The sequence below is a fragment of the Aestuariivivens insulae genome, from assembly GCF_022662195.1.
GTDB lineage: Bacteria > Bacteroidota > Bacteroidia > Flavobacteriales > Flavobacteriaceae > Aestuariivivens > Aestuariivivens insulae.
In genome coordinates this window covers 1-20,592 of sequence record NZ_JAKMCS010000001.1, presented here as the reverse complement: position 1 = coordinate 20,592, position 20,592 = coordinate 1, and the positions used below count along the sequence as shown (strand labels likewise).

Here is a 20,592-nt window from a genome sequence, read left to right as displayed (position 1 = left end):
TTGTTTGTATTGTTGTTGTAAAGGTTAAGTACTAGTGTTTATTGAATTATGATTACCGATTCCCCGTAGAATTTAGTTTCAATAAGGGTGTCATTCTCGTAAACCGAAAAAGTCTTTTTTTCAAGTTTGACCCCGTAGTTTTTTCCTCGGTACATAATGTTTTTCATTTGAGCTGTACCTATGTCCTCATTATTGATAGGTTGAAACGTTATAGTATTGCCTTCCATTTTTACACCGAAGGTTCCGAATATAATAGCTTCCATTCCGGCACCTGCCGAAATCTCCAAGGGCATGGAAGAACGATCTTGTTCAGGCCTATCGGTACGTGCGTTTTGAGGTAAATAAGGGAAATGATCAATAGACCTTATGTGTCTTTTGAGGACATCCCAGCCCTTTCCGGCAAACCCTTGTTGATAAAGGTATTTTGAAGCTCTACCGGGCAATCCTAAATATTGGCCACCACCGCCCCAATCAGAGTCGATCATATCCCAATGGACTTTGTCTTTCGGAGCTATGGAATACACACCAAATTTCCCTAAAAATATACCTTCTTGAAGATGGCTCACTAATTTATTTACTTGATGGGAAGGCAAATAATCTGCACCTAAGAGATCAAAAAGATGAAACGTCCAGATGGTACCTTTGGTGCCATCGGGGTAGAGGTTGTCAAACCAACCTTCTTTCTCGTTCCACAAATATTTGTTGACTAAGGAAGTTAGTTTTTCTGCCTCTTTAGCATAGGTCTTCTCCAAGCTTTTTTCATTTCTCATTTGCGCCCAATCGGCCATGGTGTGCAAAAGGTCAATTGTCAAGGTATTGGTTATAGGTACGGCATGATTGTATCCATCTGTACGTATTTCAATAATCTTTTCGGTATTATAGCCCACATCGATTAGGCCAAGCTCGTTGGTATAATTGGTTTGGAGTTCGGTTACCCAGCGTTGCATCCATTCCCATACAGAATTGCCGGCAACTTTTTCATCAAATAGGGAATAATCGCCTGTGTGCTTCAAATAAGCTTCTATCATTAACTGAAGTGCAAAAGGTTCCTGAATATATAGATTGTCCCATTGCGCACCATTCCAACCCACATAGGTTCTATTCATTTTTACATGCTCAAAATCCGTGAGGATGGCACCTTTTAAACTTTCGGGATCTAGCATGGCAATAACATCGGAAGCATAGGAGGTGTCCCAACTTATAGTAAAAGGCCATGTGCCTACGGCCCAAAACACATCTGATATGTAATTAGGGTTTTCATATCGGCTCATTAAAACCGACAGCATACACCTGTAGTAATATTCTTCCAATTGCTTATTAGAACTTGTAAGCTGTGGGAGCCTATCGTAGGCCCAAGCCAGCATTTCACGGGTCTTTTTATCCGCGGCCGCCATACGTTGGGGAATGTCAGGCTGTATTATTGCGGGATCGGGTTGGCCCGTTTGGTAAAATTTAATGGCGAAATAGTAGGTTTTAGATTCGCCGGGCTTTATGTTTATTTCAAACCCTTTATCGCTGACGGTTTCAATAGTGGATGACACACGGGCACGTGCCCCTTGGCTGCCAAGGGTAAAATTGTCGATTTTGTTGACTTCAATTGCAGTCTCTTTGCCACTGACCACTATTTGCTCGGCAACCTGGTTGGGCTCGAGGGTCATGTTCAAATCCTTGGAATTTCTGTTGGTCAGAATCAGTTTAATAAATACCTCATCGTCATGGTAAGAGACATTTGTCCAACTTTCCAACGAGAAACTAACCCATTTCTGGTCGTATTCTTTGTGAAATGTACCTTTCCTGTGACTGGAATTGGGCTGCCAATTTTCGTCTTGTGTAACCACGATGGAAGGAGAATTTGGTCTGAAGTTGGAACCAAGGGGATCATAACTACCGCGATCATCTATCCATGATTTCCACTTGATAGGAACATCATCCTCGATTATACGTCCGGTAGCCTTGTCGTGAAAGTTTAGGTTAAAATGGTAGAACTCGGATTGAATGGGCAAGAAGTTGACATTCGTGAACTGGGTGACGCTGTACTGTCTTGGACTTACAAAACCGCGATAGTTGATGAGCAAGGTTTGGTAGTCATCAAAGGCCATTTGCTGGCTGTTCATTGCGTAGTATTCTGGCTCAGCAGGAGTTGGTATAGTCTGTGCTGATACCTGTTGATTTGCGCAAATCAAAGCAATTAAAGCTAATATTGACAATTTGCGTTTTTTCATATCATTAAGAGTCTTTAATATTTATTTTTCTATGAGTTGTTCTAAAATTTATGTGCAAGTTGTTAAAGTGTTCTAAACATAAATTTTCCATTGGATTTCTACTTCGGCCTACAGGCAATAGATTGATTTGTATAGTTCGTTCAAATCATTCATGATTTTAGACGGAGGCCTATTTTTTAGGATGCGCTCATGCAATAAAACGCATCCTTGATCCTGAAATTCGTTCCACCCAGTATGCTTTGGTCTAACGTATGCTTTTTCTATGGTTGAAAGGGTGTCTTTGAAGAAATTACCGCACAAAGCGTTGTTATTCTCATTCTGCCAAGCTATCATGTTTCCTGGTTGTCCATCATTTAATGTAAATACACCTTCTTGTATTTCAGATTCCACAAAATTGGTCGCTATATACGGATAATTGGATTTCGAAGAAACCGCCAACCCAACGCCTCCAAGTAGTGTTGAAATATTTTTTTGTTTACCAACTGGACTATGGGTAAAATGTACAACGTATTTCGTATATCCTTCTCGGGAATAGTTGGTATAACCAAACAAATGCGGACAGTAGAGTATGTCTTCCCCATTTCCCATTTTATCAAGAACTTGGATGGGATTCCATTGTATGGATTCCGGATGAAGAAAATCAAGATGATGCTTTATCTCATCTAATACCATGCTTCCCACTTCTTTATTGAAAACCCTATTCTTCCTTCCAGTATTATGTATTCTGCGTTCTAGCTCTTTTATTTTCTCAGGTTTTTGTTTTGACATCCAGCGAAAAAGTGGCTCACTGGTTCCGATATTCCACCTGAATTGGTCATTTTCGCTCCAAGAATCAGTTTCTTCATAATATTCAAGAGCTAGATCGATTCCTTCTTCCCGTACTCCTCTCCTTATATTTTGGTAATAGGTTATAAAGCCAAGAACATGGTGAGAGATGGCTGCATAATATATCTTCCATTTCTTTTGCGGCTGCCATGTCATATGTTTCCCATCCAATAATCGGCCTTCTTTATTGAGCAATGTAAAGGTCATATCTGTGGCTGATTTAACATCTGGAACCAAAACATTGAAAATATGACTACCAGAGTCAACTACACCAAAATCGGTAATGAAGGTTTCATAGTCTGCTAATTCAAGCTTAAGACGTAAAGAAGTTGTAGTGCCACGATTCTCAACCTTAATTTTTGCAATTTGCTTTAGGGTTTTATCAGATTCTTGTCCAGGAAAGAAAGGGGTTGGGCTAATTGCTGAAATTGTTGGTTGTTGGGCCGTTAATGGCTCAAAAGCTGATACAGCACATAGAGAAAGAACGATTATTTTAACTCTTATTTTAGAAAACTTTATTGATCTCATCATTTTAAAATAAAAGTTACAGGTTGATTCTTTTTAAGGTCATAGCTAAAGGAATCGTCAACAATTTCAACTCCTATGCTATCTATGACATTATTTCTTAAATCACATCTATATGCCCTTTCGAAACTGCCGCCGTTTGTCAACTTTACAGTACAGGCCCCATCTTTTCCTGCCTGTTCCCAAAGCCTTAAGATCGTACCCTCTTTGCTTTTGTAAAAAGCAGTGACCAAAACACCTTTTTTGCTAATTCCTATTCCATTCTGTGAAGTAGGGTGTACACCAGCTTTTCCGTCGTAATAAACCCCTTGTAACGGCACCCTGGTCTCTTCGGATGGCGTGATGAAGCTTTTTTCCGAATCATATTCCTTATAACTCCATAGGTACATTTTTGAAGAAAATGAGCCTTCAATCCATTCAGAAAAATTAGTGCCCCATTGATTATTGAAAAGGTTGACAAAAACGTTGGCGGTTTTTGGTTTTTTGTCCCCTGTAAATTGAAATAGTCCCGGCGCATCGATACTAACGGCAGGTGACTCGGGTGAATTCAGACCAATTCCATTCCCATCTGCATCAAAAAGTGTCATCGATGTATTTAAGAAATGATAATCAGTATTGGAATTTTCCAATAAATCCGTTTTTGGATTTACGATCCCACCAGTACGGTATAGCCTATAATCGGGACTGTCAACATTAAAAGAAAATGAAATCCATCCTGCCTCGGGCAAGGCGTTTGGTTTTTTACCATCAACTCCCCAATTAATTTCAACATAGGGTTGATTTTCGTAGAGCGTATAGCTCATCAAATAGGACTGCTCATCTTTGTCGCCAAGTTTGCACCAAACAGTGGCCCGTACCGCATTGCCCATATCTAAATAGGTGATTTTATTACAACCGCCTTTAAAGATTTTAGTCTCTTTATAGGGTACTGACGAGCGAATCATTTCAGGTTTTGCCCAATTCTCCGCTCCTGGTTTTATGTAATTTTTATTGTAAAGGTCAATTACTCTTTGCCCAGGGCGTTCTAGAAAATACGCTCCAAATCCGTACTCACTTTCCCTATTTACCAGCTCACGTCCATTTTGCTTGTCGACTAATGTTTTAATCGTACCTTTTTCTTTGTCAATTTGAAGTTTAAAGTACTTATTCTCAATAATGTTGGTAGTTTTGTCCATTACAATGGACTGGTTATCGGCAATTGGTTCCAAAATGGGAATATATGTTTTATAGCCCTGCGCGGGTATAGCTTCTACATCAAATGTTAGCAGGTTTTTATCATCATAAACTCTTGTAATTTTACCAGTGCTAAGGTCTTTAAGGCCGTAAATATGGAAATCTTTGGCATACACCCCAGCAAACATGTTAACCCTGCCACCCCGCTCCCAAGCCGAGGGATTGTAAACTACTATCCTTTTCCCATCAACGTTGACCGATGAAGCTAGTTTTTTTAATTTGCGATTCAATATGGCCTCAACAATTTTTTGTGCCTTTCGTATTCGGTTTCTTTTTTCAACCCATGTGGCTTCAAGATAATCGTAATGACCCAATGCCTTATTTACTTTAAATTCATCGTTATATGTCCATTTATGTTGGTTCCCATGTGACAAGGCTGCCCCAAATGTATGCTCATCATACAACAGCATGTTTTCTATCGCAGGTTGCAAGAGCTCTCCCTCTGAATTTGACGTAACCCCCCACTGCTTCATCATGGTGCCCAACGTTTCCACATGGAAGGTTTTGCGCTGAAGTTTTTTACTTAATTTGGTTTCAATAGGATTGGACATATAACCATGAATCCACGTGTCTGGCATATCCCCTTCAACCACGGGCAAATCAGGACCTTCTTCCATAATCTTGTCATAGAAATCAGATAACCTACCCATCTTGATATTCACATTGGGCAGTTTTTTTTTGGTCTCCTTTAGTAATTTAGCTACATCTTCAGGTGATGGCGAACCTGTATTTTCATGTGTATGTATCATCGCCAACCATGTTTTATAGGGCCAATTTTTCGGAGGCAAAATCCCTGAACCATAGTACTCTGACCAATAGAATGTCATCAACTTGGAGCCATCCGGTCCTTTCCACCAAAAAAGTGTAGGAACTTTGGGAGAAGCGGAGCCCGGGTTACAACCTATGTGGAGCAGATCCACCCCTGCATTGCTTAGCAATGTAGGTAATGCCCAAGAATGACTTGGGACATCTGTAAATTTCGCATCTCGTGCCTCTGGCAACCCAAAACCCCTATTCAAATCAGAAGTATAGGAAAACCCACGCACCATGCTTTCCAGGTCGCTAGCTTCGGTCTGTACATTGAAGGCGAAAGCATGGGGTACCACTCTCCCATTTTGGATCGCTCGACCCAGCGCATCACCTTTGTTTTCTGGACTGTTTTCCATGATATATTTCAGTGGCCAACCTGGAATCGTCCAAACAAATTGTTCCTCTTTTGGTAAATCAGCAGTGACCTCCAACGACCTGAGGGTTTCATCCAACATAGAACCAGTGTATTTTTGAAGCACTCCCTCTCCCCAATCGGTATACCCCACATCCACATGCATCTTAAAAACCACAATAATATCTGTAACCTGGCTCTCATTGGACCCCCCATCAATATCTACAGCTTCAAATTGAGCATTTAACTTGACAACAACCAATAGCAATGTCACCAATAAGTGAACCCGCAATTTTCCTAAAGCAAAAACTATAAATCTCATAAACTCCTAAACAACTTTAAATTTTAATCACCACTTTAAGAACAAACAGTCTCAAAAGTGATCATCAAATATATGATTTATAGATACGGACGGATGATTTGAAATTTGCGCATTTTGAATGTATTTTAACATGGGTGTGTGCCAACAAACTAATTCTATAAAATTTATTACTGAATTAGAAAAGATGGTTAATATTCATTCAAAAAAAGATAAAACCAAAGAATAGGCTGGCGGAATAAACCGATAATTTTACCCTACAAAAAAAGGGCTGCCTGGTTCACAAAAACTTTTTTAAAAGATCAGAAATCGGGGTTGTTTGATTGACAGGCGCTAAATCTTTTATTAAAATTTAAGACAGAAATTCGAATGAAATTAGGTTTTGGACTATATAGCCACATGCTGAATGATGAGCATTATAAGATGGCCAGGCAATTGGGAGCAACCCATATTGTGGCCCATTTAACGGATTATTTTCACAAAAGTGACACCGGTTCGGATGACCAACCGTTGGGCACTATTGACAAAGGATGGGGAATAGCAAAGGAAACAAGTGTTTGGTCTTACGAACAGCTTATCTCACTTAAAGATGAGATGGCCAAATTCGATCTCGAACTAGAGGCCTTGGAGAATTTCAGTCCCGCATTTTGGTATGATATCCTATTGGATGGACCTAAGAAAAAAGAACAGTTCGAAAACCTGAAAATCCTGATACGCAATATGGGAAAGGCCGGTATTCCCATTATGGGATATAATTTTTCATTGGCCGGTGTTGCTGCAAGAACCATTGGGCCATACGCTAGAGGAGGAGCTATCTCTGTTGGCATGGAAGGTATATCAGAGGCGGTTAAAGCCCCAATACCCAAGGGAATGGTATGGAACATGGTTTATGACGAAAATGCGACAGGGGGCTTTTTGGAAACCATCACCCATGATGAATTGGTGAATAGATATAAAGAGTTCCTGTCTCAATTGTTGCCTATTGCCGAGGAGGCCGGTGTTATCCTGGCCCTTCACCCTGATGATCCACCAATTAAAGAAATGAGAAAACAACCTAGAATGGGGTATCACCCTGACCATTATAAAGATGTCATGCAGTTCTACAATAGCCCAAATCATCGAATGGAATTATGCTTGGGGACGTTAAGTGAAATGGAAGATTCGAATGTCTATGAAGCCCTTGATTACTTTGCAAAAAATAATAAAATAGGGTATATCCATTTGCGAAATGTAAAAGGCAAGGTTCCAACTTATAAAGAATCATTTATTGACGAAGGTGATATGGACGTTGAACGAATCATGGAAATTTTGAAAAAAAATGATTTTCAAGGTGTAATCATTCCGGACCATGCTCCTCAAGTGAGTACACAAACACCTTGGGTGACAGGCATGGCATTTGCCATGGGATATATTAAAGCAATGATGGATTCCAGCAAAAAAGAAATCAAGGCTAATTAAGTTCTCCAGTACGATTAACTCGATTACGTATTACTTGGAAATTTGAGAAAACATCAAAAATGCCTTTGGGAGGACACGTTAACATTTTGGCATGATGTGATTTAGGGGTTATCGTAATAGGCACAAAGCAACCAATAGGTTGATAATTAGAAAATTATACAAATCTAAGCAAAGTGAATCAATTATTTTATGTAGGTTCTTATACCAAAAAAGGTGGATACTTCCCTAAAATCAACGGTGAAGGATTGACGGTTTGGTCCCTGGATATAAATTCAGGCCAGATGAGAAAACTGGTTACACATGAAAATATTGTCAATTCCACCTATATGACCAAACTAGGCGAAGACCTACTCTTGATCGCATCGGATGAATATTTTGATCCGGGCAATATTCTTGCTTATCGCATTGAAAAAGGCATTTCCTTGCTAAAACTTTCGTCCCAAAGCACTTTAGGGACAGCGACCTGTCATGTAAGCACAATGAATGGGGCTTCTCCTATGGTATTTGCCACCTCTTACTTGGACAGCAAACTCTCTATATACGAAATATGCGATGGCAATTTGATGCCAGCACACTTCATCTATGAATTCCAGGGAAATGGTCCCAATAAGGATAGGCAAGAAGATTCACATGCGCACTGTGCCATAGTTTCCCCGAGTGGAAGATGGCTCTACGTTTGTGACCTGGGCAGTGATGCCATATGGTTACTGGACTTAAAAAATCTGACTGGTGAAGAGTCAGATCTTCGCAAAATCATATTGCCACCGGGATATGGCCCGAGGCATCTGGTTTTTTCGGAAAAACATCCATTGGTATATCTTATTTGCGAATTGAACGCCCATGTACTTACATTACGCTATAATGAGAAAACAGGTATATTAGAACTTATAGATGATATTCCAACACTTCCAAAAGATTATACGGGTCTGCCTTCAGCATCCGCCATAAGGTTGCATCCCAATGGAAAAACCCTCTACATCTCAAATAGAATCCATAACAGTATTTCGGTTTTCTCCATTGATCAAAAATCAGGAAAATTATTTTTTGAATCACGATTTAATACAGAAGGAGACGAACCAAGGGATTTCAATATTGACCCCAGTGGGAAATGGTTGATTTGTGCTAATCAAAATTCGGATACTTTGACAAGTTTTGAACTGGACAGACAAACTGGCCTCCCAAAACATGACAATCAAGCCATTGAAGCTTGTGGTACACCGGTTTGCGTCATCTTTTAACCTATTCATAATAACATAATTACTATGAAAAATAAAATGTTTGATTTGACAAACAAAATAGCCTTGGTGACAGGAGGTGCCGATGGCATAGGCCTAGCTATATCCAAAAAACTGTCAGAACAAGGTGCTGTTGTACACATCTTGGACATTAATCAAGAAAAAGGAGAGGCCTCCACGATAGAAATAGTAGCTGATGGCGGTAATTGCCATTTTTGGACCTGTGATGTGTCTGACCAAAAACAAGTTTTATCTATTGTAAACAAAATTTATGATCAGAATGGAAGTATTGATATATTGATTAACAACGCAGGTATAGCTCATATTGGAACAGCGGAGGATACCAAGGAACATGATTTTGACCAAATCATGAAAATCAATGTCAAAGGAGTTTACAATTGTGTTTTTGCATGTATCCCGTATATGAAAAAACAGAAGAAAGGCTGTATTGTAAATATGGCTTCAGCTGCTACCGTAGTTGGCCTTCCCAATAGATTTGCCTATTCAGCGAGTAAAGGTGCCATCACCACCATGACCTATTCCATCGCTAGGGATTTTGTACAGGACAATATTCGGTGCAATTGCTTATCCCCTGGTCGTGTGCACACTCCCTTTGTGGACGGCTATTTGGCAAAATATTACCCTGGTCAAGAATCGGAAATGTTTGAAAAGCTTTCAAACACCCAGCCGATAGGCAGAATGGGGAAACCTTTGGAGATTGCCAATCTTGTCCTCTATCTATGTAGTGATGAGGCCTCATTTATGACAGGCAGCAATTATCCCATCGATGGTGGATTTGTAACACTTAACACTTAAATTATACAGTATGCATTTAATACGATTTGGAGAAAAAGAACAGGAAAAACCTGGAGTATTCATAAATGGAGATAGAAGAGATTGTTCAGAGCACTTTGAAGATTGGAACCATAATTTTTTTGCCAGTAATGGTCTAAACAAATTGACAGCAATGTTAAAGGACAACCCAAATGCTTTTCCGAAAGTCGATAAAAACATACGTTGGGGAGCCTGTATAGCAAGACCAAATATGATTATATGTGTAGGGCTAAATTATACTGACCATGCCAAAGAAGCTGGTTTGGCCATCCCGACGGAACCCATACTTTTTATGAAAGCAACAAATACCTTGAACGGTCCAAACGATAATGTACAAATACCAAAAAATAGTACTAAGACAGATTGGGAGGTGGAACTTGGCATAGTGTTGAAAAAAGATGTGCTGTACCTAGAAAATGAGCAGGAAGCCTTGGAGGCAATTGCAGGTTATTGCATTATGCATGATGTTTCGGAAAGAGAATTCCAAGTTGAAAGACAAGGTCAATGGGTCAAAGGTAAATCATGTCCGGGATTTAGCCCCGTTGGACCCTATTTGGTTACTTCAGATTCCATCCCCGATGTACTGGACCTGAAAATGGTTTTAAAAGTTAATGGAGAGGTCATGCAAAATGGCAATACCAAAACAATGATATTCAAGCCTGCTTTTTTAGTACACTATATTTCACAATTCATGAAATTGGAAGCAGGGGATATAATAACCACAGGAACCCCTCCAGGTGTAGGTTTTGGCAAAACTCCTCCTACCTATCTGAAAGCTGGTGACATTGTAGAAGTGGAAATAGAACGATTGGGCAATCAAAGACAGACGTTCATTTAATCGAACGAAACCAAAGATCGATTTAACAACCAAAATTCAGGGAATAAAACCAATGAAACATAATCAACTCATTAATTATTTGGTAAAGAAAGAACTAATACACTCCACGTCAGTCAAAGTAAGTTCACTTAGTGGCGGAATTTCAAGTGAGTTACTTCTTATTGATGACGGGAGTAACAAGTTTGTGGTCAAAAGAGCTTTGCCAAAATTGAAGGTCAAGGATGATTGGTTCGCCGATGTCAAAAGAAACCAAATAGAACTGCGGTACCTCAAATATGTTGCAAAGATTCTGCCGGAAGCCGTACCTCAAGTATTTTTTAGTGATGACCAACATCACTTTTTTTGCATGGAAATGTTGGAAGGTGGTCTTTCCAATTGGAAGCATCTACTATTGAAAGGAAAAATCAATAAATCATTCGGGCAAATGGCTGGTAAAATTATGGCCACCATTCATAATTATTCCGCGGCAGACATCGAAGCAAAGAAGACTTTTGACACCTTGCAGAATTTTAAGGAGTTGCGCATCGAGCCATACCTTTTGTATACGGCCGAAGCCCACCCAAAGTTAGAGTCCTATTTTCATGCCGAAGCCAAGCGATTGGCGTCAGTCCAAAAATGCCTTGTCCATGGAGACTTCAGTCCCAAAAACATTTTGGTGTCCAAAGATCGTTTCGTCCTACTGGATTGCGAAGTCGCATGGTATGGCGACCCCATATTTGATCTGGCCTTCCTGTTGAATCATTTTATTCTCAAAGCTGTGCATATCCCCGATAAGGCAGCTCAGTTGATAGCTCTGGCCCAAGAAACCTATGCAACTTACTCCGAATTGTCAAACCATGCCCGAGAAGAACGGTTTGAAAGCCAATTAATTCACCTTCTCTTATTACTGATGTTGGCAAGAGTGGATGGTAAGTCCCCCTTAGAATATTTGCAAAATGATCAACAACAAATTGTTAGGGATTTTGTTTATCTGGAATTGGCCAATGGTACAACAAGCTTTAAGGATTTTATAAGGACATGGAAAGACATGATCTCGATAAAACAATAATTAAATTTAAACATGAAAATAACAGATATAGATGCTTTTCAAATTTATGATTCCAGAGGATATCCAACCCTTGAGGTAGAGGTAACCCTGAGCAACGGGATTAAGGGACAGGGAATGGTGCCCTCTGGAGCTTCAACAGGACAGTTTGAGGCGCATGAACTCCGGGATGGAGATGAAACAAGGTTCAAGGGAAAGTCAGTTGGAAAGGCTATTCTCAATGTAAAAACAGAAATATCGGGTGCCTTGGCAGGAAAATCTGTTTTTGATCAAGAAGATATCGACCAAACCATGATAAAACTGGATGGAACCAAAAATAAGTCAAGACTTGGTGCCAATGCAATATTGGGAACTTCTATGGCGGTGGCAAGTGCCGCCGCTGAAACGAAGGATGTCCCCTTGTATGAATATTTGGGCTCAGGAACAGGAAATTTGCTGCCACTCAATGAAATTCAAATACTCGGTGGTGGTGCGCATGCGGGTTGGTCCAACGATATTCAGGACTTTCTGGCTATTGCCATTGGAGCCAAGAGCTACGAAGAAAGTCTTGAAATTATTCATAATATCTACCATAGTGCAGGAGAAATAATGAAAGAAAGGGGGAAATGTGTAGGTGTTGCAGATGAAGGAGGATGGTGGCCTAATTACACGTCCAATGAAGAGCCTTTTCAAGTGTTTTTGGACGCTACCGAAAGAGCTGGATATATCCCTGGTAAAGATGTTTCGATATCATTGGACATTGCCGCAAGTGACCTTTATAGAGAAGACAAGTATCATTTACCCTTGGATCATAAAAGTTTTACCCCAGATCAGTTCTATGCATTATTGAAATCTTGGTGTGAAAAATATCCCATAATTTCAATTGAAGACCCATTTGCTGATACAGATGTCACTAATTGGAAACGATTTACGGCTGAATTTGGCGATAAATTACAAATCATTGGAGACGACCTATTTACAACTAATAAAAATCGTATACAAGTAGGTATTGATCAAGGGTTGGCCAATGCCGTACTAATTAAATTGAATCAGATAGGTACCGTTACCGAAACCATGGAGGCCATACGACTTACACAAAATGCGGGTTGGCTTCCCGTAATATCGGCAAGGTCCGGTGAAACCGAAGATGCTTTCATATCTCATTTAGCAGTGGGAACAAATGCCGGACAATTAAAAGTAGGGTCATTTTCACGGAGTGAACGAATGGTCAAGTGGAACGAAATCCTTAGAATAAAACGCCAATTGAAGGGTAAATCAACTTTTATCGGGAGTGGAATTTATGATCGTATTTTAAAAAGATAAGTTATTCTTATCCCTTTAAAAAGCTTGTATCAAGACATTAAATTCTGAGAATACTGATATTTTGTGCCACTAATGACACTCGTGCTCCAGAATCCCATCAACAGTTTGTCTTATATTATAATGGTATTGTAATTTAAACTTGAACATAGTTGTATTCACAAATCTACTTGAATGGCAATTTGGTGGGCAGATTTTCATCTCTTAAGGGAAAAGTGTGATGAAAATGTACCTTGATTTCCAAACTCGGTGCAATAGTTCACGGTGAACCAATAATCCGATGAAGGCAGATTTCTCCCTTGATAAGTACCGTTCCAACCAATTGCACTGGGCCCAATCGTTTTCAATAGATTTCCATACCTGTCAAAAATAGTAATGATGGCATCCGTTTTTTGCTCCCTCAAACAGACAATATTCCAGAAATCATTAGTGCCATCCCCATTAGGGGTAAAGAATTTCGGGAATTCAAGAACCAAAAATTCGTCAACTACCTCATTGCTGCAACCCGATGTTTCCCTAGCTCGTAGCATATGCGGTCCACATCCTTCAATATGTTCAAAGACAGCCTCAAGTTGCCACGGACCGTCATCCAGTTGATATTCATAGTCGCCAGTCCCCCCTTCCACAACCGCCAGCACTTTTTGATTGTCATCAAAAAAATCTGAAATCACCACTGCCTCTAAAGAAAGGGTCCTGATCGGTAGGACTTCTATGGTCATAATTGCTGTAGCAACGCATTGTCCTGCCTCTGGTGTAAAAGCATAGGTTGTGGTCTGTAAACTGTTGGGAGCGGGGCTCCAAGTGCCCACTATACCATTTCTGGATGTATTTGGCAGTATGGGTAAACTATCTCCTGCGCAAATAGTTTCAATCTGGGTAAAAGTCGGTTTTACCAAAGGGATTACTTCAACCTCAATACTGACCTGTTCGGCACAGGGATTTGAAGTGGGCAAAAAAGTGTAGGTCTGGGTCAAGGTATTATCAAATGTAGGTGTCCAAACCCCTTCGATACCATTCAAAGAGGTCATGGGCAATTCAAAGGAAGTATCACCCTCACATATTGGATCTATGGGGTCAAAAAAGGTCGACTCAATCGGATTGACTGAAATTCTTACCTTCTCTTCTGTAACATCACCGCACACATCTGCAATGATAACGGTATAATCCGTTGAAACCATTGGTGAAAAAACTGGATTGGCCACCGTTGGATCACTAACACCCTCAATAGGAGACCAATTGTAGGAGACACCACTAGCGATTGTTGCATCAATTCCTATGGAGTCTCCGGCACATATCACCTCATCCTTCAACTTTAGGTCATCCACAAAAGAAACACTGTTAAAACATACCTGATGTAGGTTTGCAAAGCTTCCGGTGGAAGCCACAAACCCAAAATACACTGAATTATCCCCTGAAAAAATACGGTTCATTATATCAAGATTTAATTCAATCCTGACTTCACAGTCGAAGTAAACACGAAATATAGTGCTAGTAGCACTCCATTCAATCTTTATTTCATGAACAAGACCATCCTCTACATCTTCCGATGTAGCACTCGCCTGTACGGGCCCTGCCAAATTGTTTATACTGTTATGGTCTGGAACACCGTTACCAACAACAGCCAGATGATCCCAAATGGGATCACCAAATATCTCGTTTTGCCATGTGTCAAATTCAACGGCCAGAGAGGGAGAAATTCCCTGGTAACCAATACCGGCACCCGCATTGCCAAGTTCCGGAATGGGATTACCCTTGAATACCAACGCCATTCCATCAGCCCCGTTAGTATCTTTATTTCCAAAATTGCCCTGAAACGAAATGATAAAGTCATTTGAAAAATCTATGGGGTTGTTATACCAAACACCCCCTCTTTGATTGAAATTATCAACTGTTATCAAAAAGCAATTATTCCCTATATCAGAGGCATCGCCAATCAAATTTGACTGTAGTTGAGCATTAAGACTTACTGGATTCAAAATCGTGGATAGCAATAGAAAGATAACGACAATACCCGTAAAATGTCCCCTAACCTCAGATTCGACGTTATGAAAGGCCATGTGAAACGTATACAAGGCTTTTTGATTATTCCACATCCCTAACCGCTACATTAATAAACCTGGGTCTGTATAAATTTGGATCGTTTAAGATATCATTGAAAAAATCAAAGGAATTGACATTATAGCTGATCAAGATGGAATCTTGTGTTGATAGATGCGGGTACGCCTTGGAATTATAGGGAAAATAGTGTTCTCTCCAGGTTTCCTTGGGAACATGATAAATGGTCTTTCTTTCATTGAAGGGACCTTTCAAAGATGTTCCTATTTGAGTGGAAACCTCATCACTCATCGTAAAATATTGATAGACCAATAGAATCTTACCATTGGGTAGTGGTGAGACGCTCATTTCATTGGAGACATCCCAAGTGATAAATGCTGCATCCTTTACATGGGGCAACCACTGATGGCCATCCCAAAAACGCCATTTGTCAAAGTAAAGAAAATCAGACGAAAGCACCCTTGCCACTAAAAGACCCTTTCGCTCGTTTTGGTTGGAAACCCCGTAGATGTATATATATCCATCTGGGTCGGGGGCTCCTGCCGACTTTGTATTCACATAGATAGCACTGCCAAAAGAGGTCTGGTTTTCGATATTGAAATGTGGCGTCTCAATTTGCTCTGTTTTATCAAAGTTTGGAACATCTCCTTCAAGGGGTACTTTTAAAATATGCACCCCTATCTGCTCAAAACCAAACCCGCCAATTCCAGTAGTGTCCTTTGGTTGAATTGGATAAGCAAAGATATACAGGTTCCCATCCCCCTCATTGTTCACAAATCCATCACCCAGCCAGTAATAATCTCCTTCTTTAGAATGTTCTGTTTTGGGAATAAAAAGGGATTTGGGGCCACCATGGTCATCAAGATTATAATGAAATGAAATTTGATGGCTATTGGACTGACCGCCTTTTAAAAGTCCAATAGAGTTATTGATCATCCTATAATCTGCATTTGCCAATTTCTTGCCATCATGAGTGCCAACCATGGTATCCCCAAAAGTGAATAGGGTGACCGTATCATCTGAAGCGGGCAAAAATTCTTTTCCATCCAAAGGGATACCAAAAATTCCATCTCCACCAAACCAACCCTCGTTTCTAACAAAAAGCATATCCCATGCTTCGGATCCTGCAGCGATATTGCTAGTAGTTTCACTTTTATTTTTTCCTTTGTGAAGTTGACCACTCAATTCACTGAGATCGAAAAATATCAAAAACAGCATAGCGAAAATCAATTGTATGTTCCTTTTTCTGTTCTTCATAAATACTACTGACCTGATTTGATTGGAATAATCCATGTGTTGCATCTCTAATACGACTTATCTTTCGTTCCTGTTCCTATTCAAAATTCCATTAATCTACGGGTGGGGCCTCCTCAATGCCCCAGTTTTTGTTTGGTTTATCCCCCAACCAAATCTCCAGATGACCACCATTCGCAAAATCCTCATGGTAAAACCAAAAGTTGTCCAAAACTTCTCCGTTCAATTTCACCTTTTGTATATAGCAATTGGTTTTTGAATTATTATAGGTTTTAATTACGAACTCATCCCCCTGATAATACTTTTTATCCAGTGTAATGGTTATCTCATCAAATACTGGAGCCGTAATCTCATAATAAGGTCGTTGTGATTCTGTACCAACAATATTGAACAATCCAATTGACATCAACGCGCTTACCCCACCCATCTGTCCTTGGTCTTCATCATGCCCTCCCCAACCTAGGTCGGGTGTTGTCCCTCCATAAGCTTTTTCATTTACTTGTCGTACCCAATATTGCGTAAGCCATGGTGCATTGGCATAGCTGAAGACGTGTGCATTGGAGCATCCCGGTTGGTTGGCATAACTGATATGACCAGACCCATAACTGTGCACAAAATTATTTTCCACCTCTTGTTCAAAAGCATAATTGAGCTTTTCAATCAACACATCATCTCCTCCCATCAATTTTGAAAGCCCTTTTATATCATGGGATATACCCCAAGTAGCTTGCCATGCATTGGCTTCAACATAACCCCAATTCTCCAAAGGATCGGTCGTGCTAAAATTACCATCACGGTCTTTGGGGAACAGTAATTTTTTATTGGGTTCAAAACAGTTTTTCCACGATTCGGAACGCTTTAGAAAATAATGGTAATCCTCCATTTTACCCAATTTTTTAGCCATTTGGGCTGCCCCCCAATCTTGAAATGCAGCCTCAATATTAATACCTGCGTTATTGGGCCACCACCCATTTTTATCATAGAACTCCAAGTCCTTGGCAAAGAAATCACCACCACCCATCATACCTCCTGGAAAGTGGTTCTTTTTTATCTGCTCAAATGCATTTTCGGCATCTGTTTTGGTAAGGATACCCTTCATAAAAGTGCTGACCACCAGATTTGTAGCGGGACATCCCGTCATAATAAAAGAGTACCCGCCACCCGATGGCCCTCTGGGCAACAAACCACCATTGTTCGAATATGCGACCATTGAAGCTGCCATATCATCTTGAATTTCAGGCCATGCCAAACCCCAAAGTGTATTTAAATTCCATTGGGTAAGCCAAAAAGCATCAGAATTATACATATTATGAAGTGGTCGCCCTTCATTGTCTTTACCAGGGTTTTTGATTAAAAAGTTGGCATCGGTCATAAAACCATCGGTCAAGTTACCTGTATTTGATTTTTGACCAGTGGTCCTGTCAGGATAATCACCATTTACATCATTTATACGATGACGACCTAAAAGTACGTGCCATAAGTCGGTGTAAAACTTAGTACGTTGAGACGAAGTTCCTCCATCTATCTTGATTTTTTCCAGCCAATCGTTCCAAATACTCCTACTTTCACGTCTTACCGATTCGAAATCCCATGTGTCACATTCTACCAATAAATTCTTCCTAGCGTTCTCTATACTTGTATAAGAAAGCCCAATTTTCATTTGTACCTCTTCACCCGCCTTCACCTTATAGGCCAGAGATACCCCAAGACTATCACCCTGAAGTGTTTTGACTTGCTTGAATCTTTCATAATCGTTCCACCCATTAAAAGCGTCCCATTTTTTATCCACTTGTACAATAAAATAAATTTTGACATCCTTGGGACCGACGTTATAGGCGCGTTCGACTGAACTCACGGAACCTTCATATTCATAATCAGTGACCTTTTCCACAGTTGCATTGGTCATTTTACTATTGCCCAAAAGACCATGGAGCGATAAAAGTAATTGTGCCTTAGCATCTTGGGTCCATCGAAACTTATAAAAACTCACTCTTTCGGTTGCGGTTTGCTCTACCCAAACCTTACTATCCGGTAAAAAAACACGATGGTAGCCAGGTCTGACAATTTCATCATCATGTTTGAACTTTGATTTCCAGGCATCTTCTCCCAAGGTAGGATCTACATCTTCCAAAGTTGGCATTAGGTTCAATCCAGATAAGGTCCATGCATGTATCTGGGGAAAACCCAATATCTCATCTGAAAAATAGGCATAGCCACCTCCACTATTGTTCCAATTTTTGGTCATGGGTGCGGCACTGACCAATCCATAGGGTCGTTGTCCCGTTATAAAAAGGAAGAACCGACCTCTATTGGTTTCAATATAGGGGTCGACCCAATCCACCACTTCCATATATTGATGATAGGAAGGAAAGACTTCAATTTCAGATAGCCCTGCTCGGGAACCTATACTATCGCCGACCACAAAACGGACAAATTTTGTATCCTTTGATTTAAACGAGATGGCATGGGCAGTACCATCCATAGGCATATTCACTTTAATGCTACTCCCATCACTAAACTCAAGAGTCCCGCTAAGAACACGACCCATCTCCGTTGGATAGTTATAGATAACAATTTTATCCACCGACTGCTTCTTATCCCATGATAGCTTAATCCAACCATTTTTATCGGCAGCCATCCAATTTCCCTTACCATGAACTGACATAATGCCATCGTTGATGTTATTGTGATGAAACTTGTTACTCTGGTCGGAGGAGGAAGTTACAGTTGCCGAGGACGCAATACTCAACGGACCGGCAAATCCAATCGAATAAACAAATAGAAAGACGTAAAAAGTAACATAAAGTTTAGTGATATTCATCGATACAATAATTATTTTCATTTTAAAAATGGTTTCGAAAGCGATTTTCAACTTCACATTAAAACCAGAACTATATCCCAAAAAAACAGGGAAAATAACATAAATACTTATAAATCAATATCTTAAATTATTATTGATTTTATCCATGAACAACAAATATAATTTTTTTTTGATATGTACGTACATTTGTACATATATTTGTTTTACTTTATAATAACAGTAGCCTTATCCATAATGTCCAGAAACACATCACAACATCTATTACCCCTTGAAAAAGACCTAGATACCATAGAGGGTTATGATATCTATCCGACCTTTCCTTTGAAAGAAGGCCATATAAAATCTGGTTACAGCAGTTTGGTCAACGAAATATCCACCAACAGGATTGTTATCCTAGATGGGTATATTGGCGTTGATTGGGATGAAGTAAGCAATGCCATAAGTAACAAACTTCGAAAAGAAGGACTTTCCGTCGACTTGATCAACATTGTTGATTACCTAAAGCAGGAAAAAGAGATAATAGAAATGGTACAACCCTATTTAGGTGACTATGACTCCATTTTTGGACAAAGGGCAGATCTCTTACTAGGTGATTATTTTGACCTAGAAAAATTGGAAAACTTACAAATCAACGCAGATGTTGATATCACACTAGTATATGGAACTGGGGCAAGCCAGTGCAATATTGAAGGTTTTTTAATCTATTTTGATTTGCCAAAGAACGAACTTCAATACCGAATGCGTTCCCACAACATCAGTAATTTGGGCCACTCATGTTATAAACCTCCCAAAGAAGCCTACAAACATTTCTATTTTGTCGATTGGGTCGTACTCAATAAAGAAAAAAAAAGACTGTTGCCCGATATCCAGATTATTGTAGACCAACAGCGACCTAATCAACCCACATGGACCTCTGGTTCAGCCCTGCGTGCTACTTTAAACGCCATGTCCCAAAGTTACTTTAGGGTAAGGCCCTGGTTTGAGCCAGGTGTCTGGGGCGGACAATGGATGAAAAATAGATTTGAAGGTCTACCCGAAAACGTACCCAACTATGCATGGTCCTTTGAAATGATCGTGCCAGAAAACGGAATTCTTTTGGAAAGCAACGGCTATATCTTGGAGATTTCCTTTGATATGTTGCAAAATTCGGACAAAGTATACCACTAACTTCGGAGCAAAGTGAGCCACCCTTGCCGGTCTAAATTGAGCATAGCTTGCCGGACGAAAGTGAGCCACTAAGAATCGTTTCTATTTGAGTTTACAAATAATCTTTCTTTTACAGGAAAAGATTATGGCAAACAAACAAATAGACATGCGAAAAGTAAAAACCTTATTCAAGTTACATTCCCAAGGCATCAGTAAACGGCAGATAAGCACACAGCTAGGCATATCGCGCAATACCGTGAGCAAATACATTAGCTTTTTTAAAGCCTTTAAATTAACGGCCTATGAAGTGTCCGCTTTAAG

At 39.9% G+C, this 20,592-nt stretch carries 14 protein-coding genes; 8 read left to right on the top strand and 6 right to left on the bottom strand.

Translation table 11 applies throughout. From position 1 onward, the window contains the following. Positions 1–38: 38 nt before the first annotated feature. From MR062_RS00070 to MR062_RS00060, 3 genes are all read right to left on the bottom strand, one after another. Complete coding sequence (locus tag MR062_RS00070; RefSeq protein WP_242202009.1) at positions 39–2,222, bottom strand: MGH1-like glycoside hydrolase domain-containing protein; 2,184 nt, start codon at positions 2,220–2,222, stop codon at positions 39–41. 108 nt (positions 2,223–2,330) lie between these two features. Further along, the gene (locus MR062_RS00065; RefSeq protein ID WP_242202008.1) at positions 2,331–3,578 is read right to left on the bottom strand and encodes a polysaccharide deacetylase family protein; all 1,248 of its coding nucleotides are present in this window, start codon (positions 3,576–3,578) and stop codon (positions 2,331–2,333) included. Beyond that, a complete protein-coding gene (locus MR062_RS00060; RefSeq protein ID WP_242202007.1) occupies positions 3,575–6,289 on the bottom strand; it encodes a glycoside hydrolase family 38 N-terminal domain-containing protein in 2,715 nt (904 codons plus the stop codon). Before MR062_RS00060 ends, MR062_RS00065 begins: the two co-directional genes overlap by 4 nt. 366 nt (positions 6,290–6,655) lie before the next feature. Between MR062_RS00060 and MR062_RS00055 the strand changes: the two genes are divergently transcribed. From MR062_RS00055 to eno, 6 genes are all read left to right on the top strand, one after another. Then, complete coding sequence (locus MR062_RS00055; RefSeq protein ID WP_242202006.1) at positions 6,656–7,744, top strand: mannonate dehydratase; 1,089 nt, start codon at positions 6,656–6,658, stop codon at positions 7,742–7,744. 173 nt (positions 7,745–7,917) lie between these two features. Further along, complete coding sequence (locus tag MR062_RS00050; protein WP_242202005.1) at positions 7,918–8,982, top strand: lactonase family protein; 1,065 nt, start codon at positions 7,918–7,920, stop codon at positions 8,980–8,982. A gap of 36 nt (positions 8,983–9,018) precedes the next feature. Further along, positions 9,019–9,795 carry an SDR family NAD(P)-dependent oxidoreductase gene (locus MR062_RS00045; protein WP_242202517.1) on the top strand — a complete coding sequence of 259 codons (777 nt, stop codon included), beginning with the start codon at positions 9,019–9,021 and terminating at the stop codon, positions 9,793–9,795. 10 nt (positions 9,796–9,805) lie between these two features. After that, positions 9,806–10,651, top strand: a complete 846-nt coding sequence (locus tag MR062_RS00040; protein WP_242202004.1) for a fumarylacetoacetate hydrolase family protein — start codon at positions 9,806–9,808, stop codon at positions 10,649–10,651. Positions 10,652–10,703: 52 nt separating this feature from the next. Beyond that, positions 10,704–11,699, top strand: a complete 996-nt coding sequence (locus MR062_RS00035; protein ID WP_242202003.1) for a phosphotransferase family protein — start codon at positions 10,704–10,706, stop codon at positions 11,697–11,699. A 12-nt stretch (positions 11,700–11,711) separates the two neighbouring features. Continuing rightward, positions 11,712–12,998, top strand: a complete 1,287-nt coding sequence (eno, locus tag MR062_RS00030; protein WP_242202002.1) for a phosphopyruvate hydratase — start codon at positions 11,712–11,714, stop codon at positions 12,996–12,998. A 194-nt stretch (positions 12,999–13,192) separates the two neighbouring features. On the opposite strand, the gene MR062_RS00025 is transcribed toward eno, so the two are convergent. The 3 genes from MR062_RS00025 to MR062_RS00015 all read right to left on the bottom strand — a co-directional run bounded on the left by MR062_RS00025 (position 13,193) and on the right by MR062_RS00015 (position 19,146). Then, positions 13,193–15,052 carry a lectin-like domain-containing protein gene (locus MR062_RS00025; RefSeq protein ID WP_242202001.1) on the bottom strand — a complete coding sequence of 620 codons (1,860 nt, stop codon included), beginning with the start codon at positions 15,050–15,052 and terminating at the stop codon, positions 13,193–13,195. A gap of 25 nt (positions 15,053–15,077) precedes the next feature. Continuing rightward, a complete protein-coding gene (locus tag MR062_RS00020; RefSeq protein ID WP_242202000.1) occupies positions 15,078–16,307 on the bottom strand; it encodes a DUF4185 domain-containing protein in 1,230 nt (409 codons plus the stop codon). Between the two features lie 91 nt (positions 16,308–16,398). Next, the gene (locus MR062_RS00015) at positions 16,399–19,146 is read right to left on the bottom strand and encodes a GH92 family glycosyl hydrolase (protein WP_242201999.1); all 2,748 of its coding nucleotides are present in this window, start codon (positions 19,144–19,146) and stop codon (positions 16,399–16,401) included. Positions 19,147–19,299: 153 nt separating this feature from the next. Between MR062_RS00015 and MR062_RS00010 the strand changes: the two genes are divergently transcribed. Beyond that, on the top strand, positions 19,300–20,292 hold the full coding sequence (locus tag MR062_RS00010) for a hypothetical protein (RefSeq protein WP_242201998.1): 993 nt from the start codon (positions 19,300–19,302) through the stop codon (positions 20,290–20,292). 124 nt (positions 20,293–20,416) lie between these two features. After that, on the top strand, positions 20,417–20,592 hold a 176-nt coding region (locus MR062_RS00005; protein WP_317235759.1), incomplete at its 3' end, for a helix-turn-helix domain-containing protein.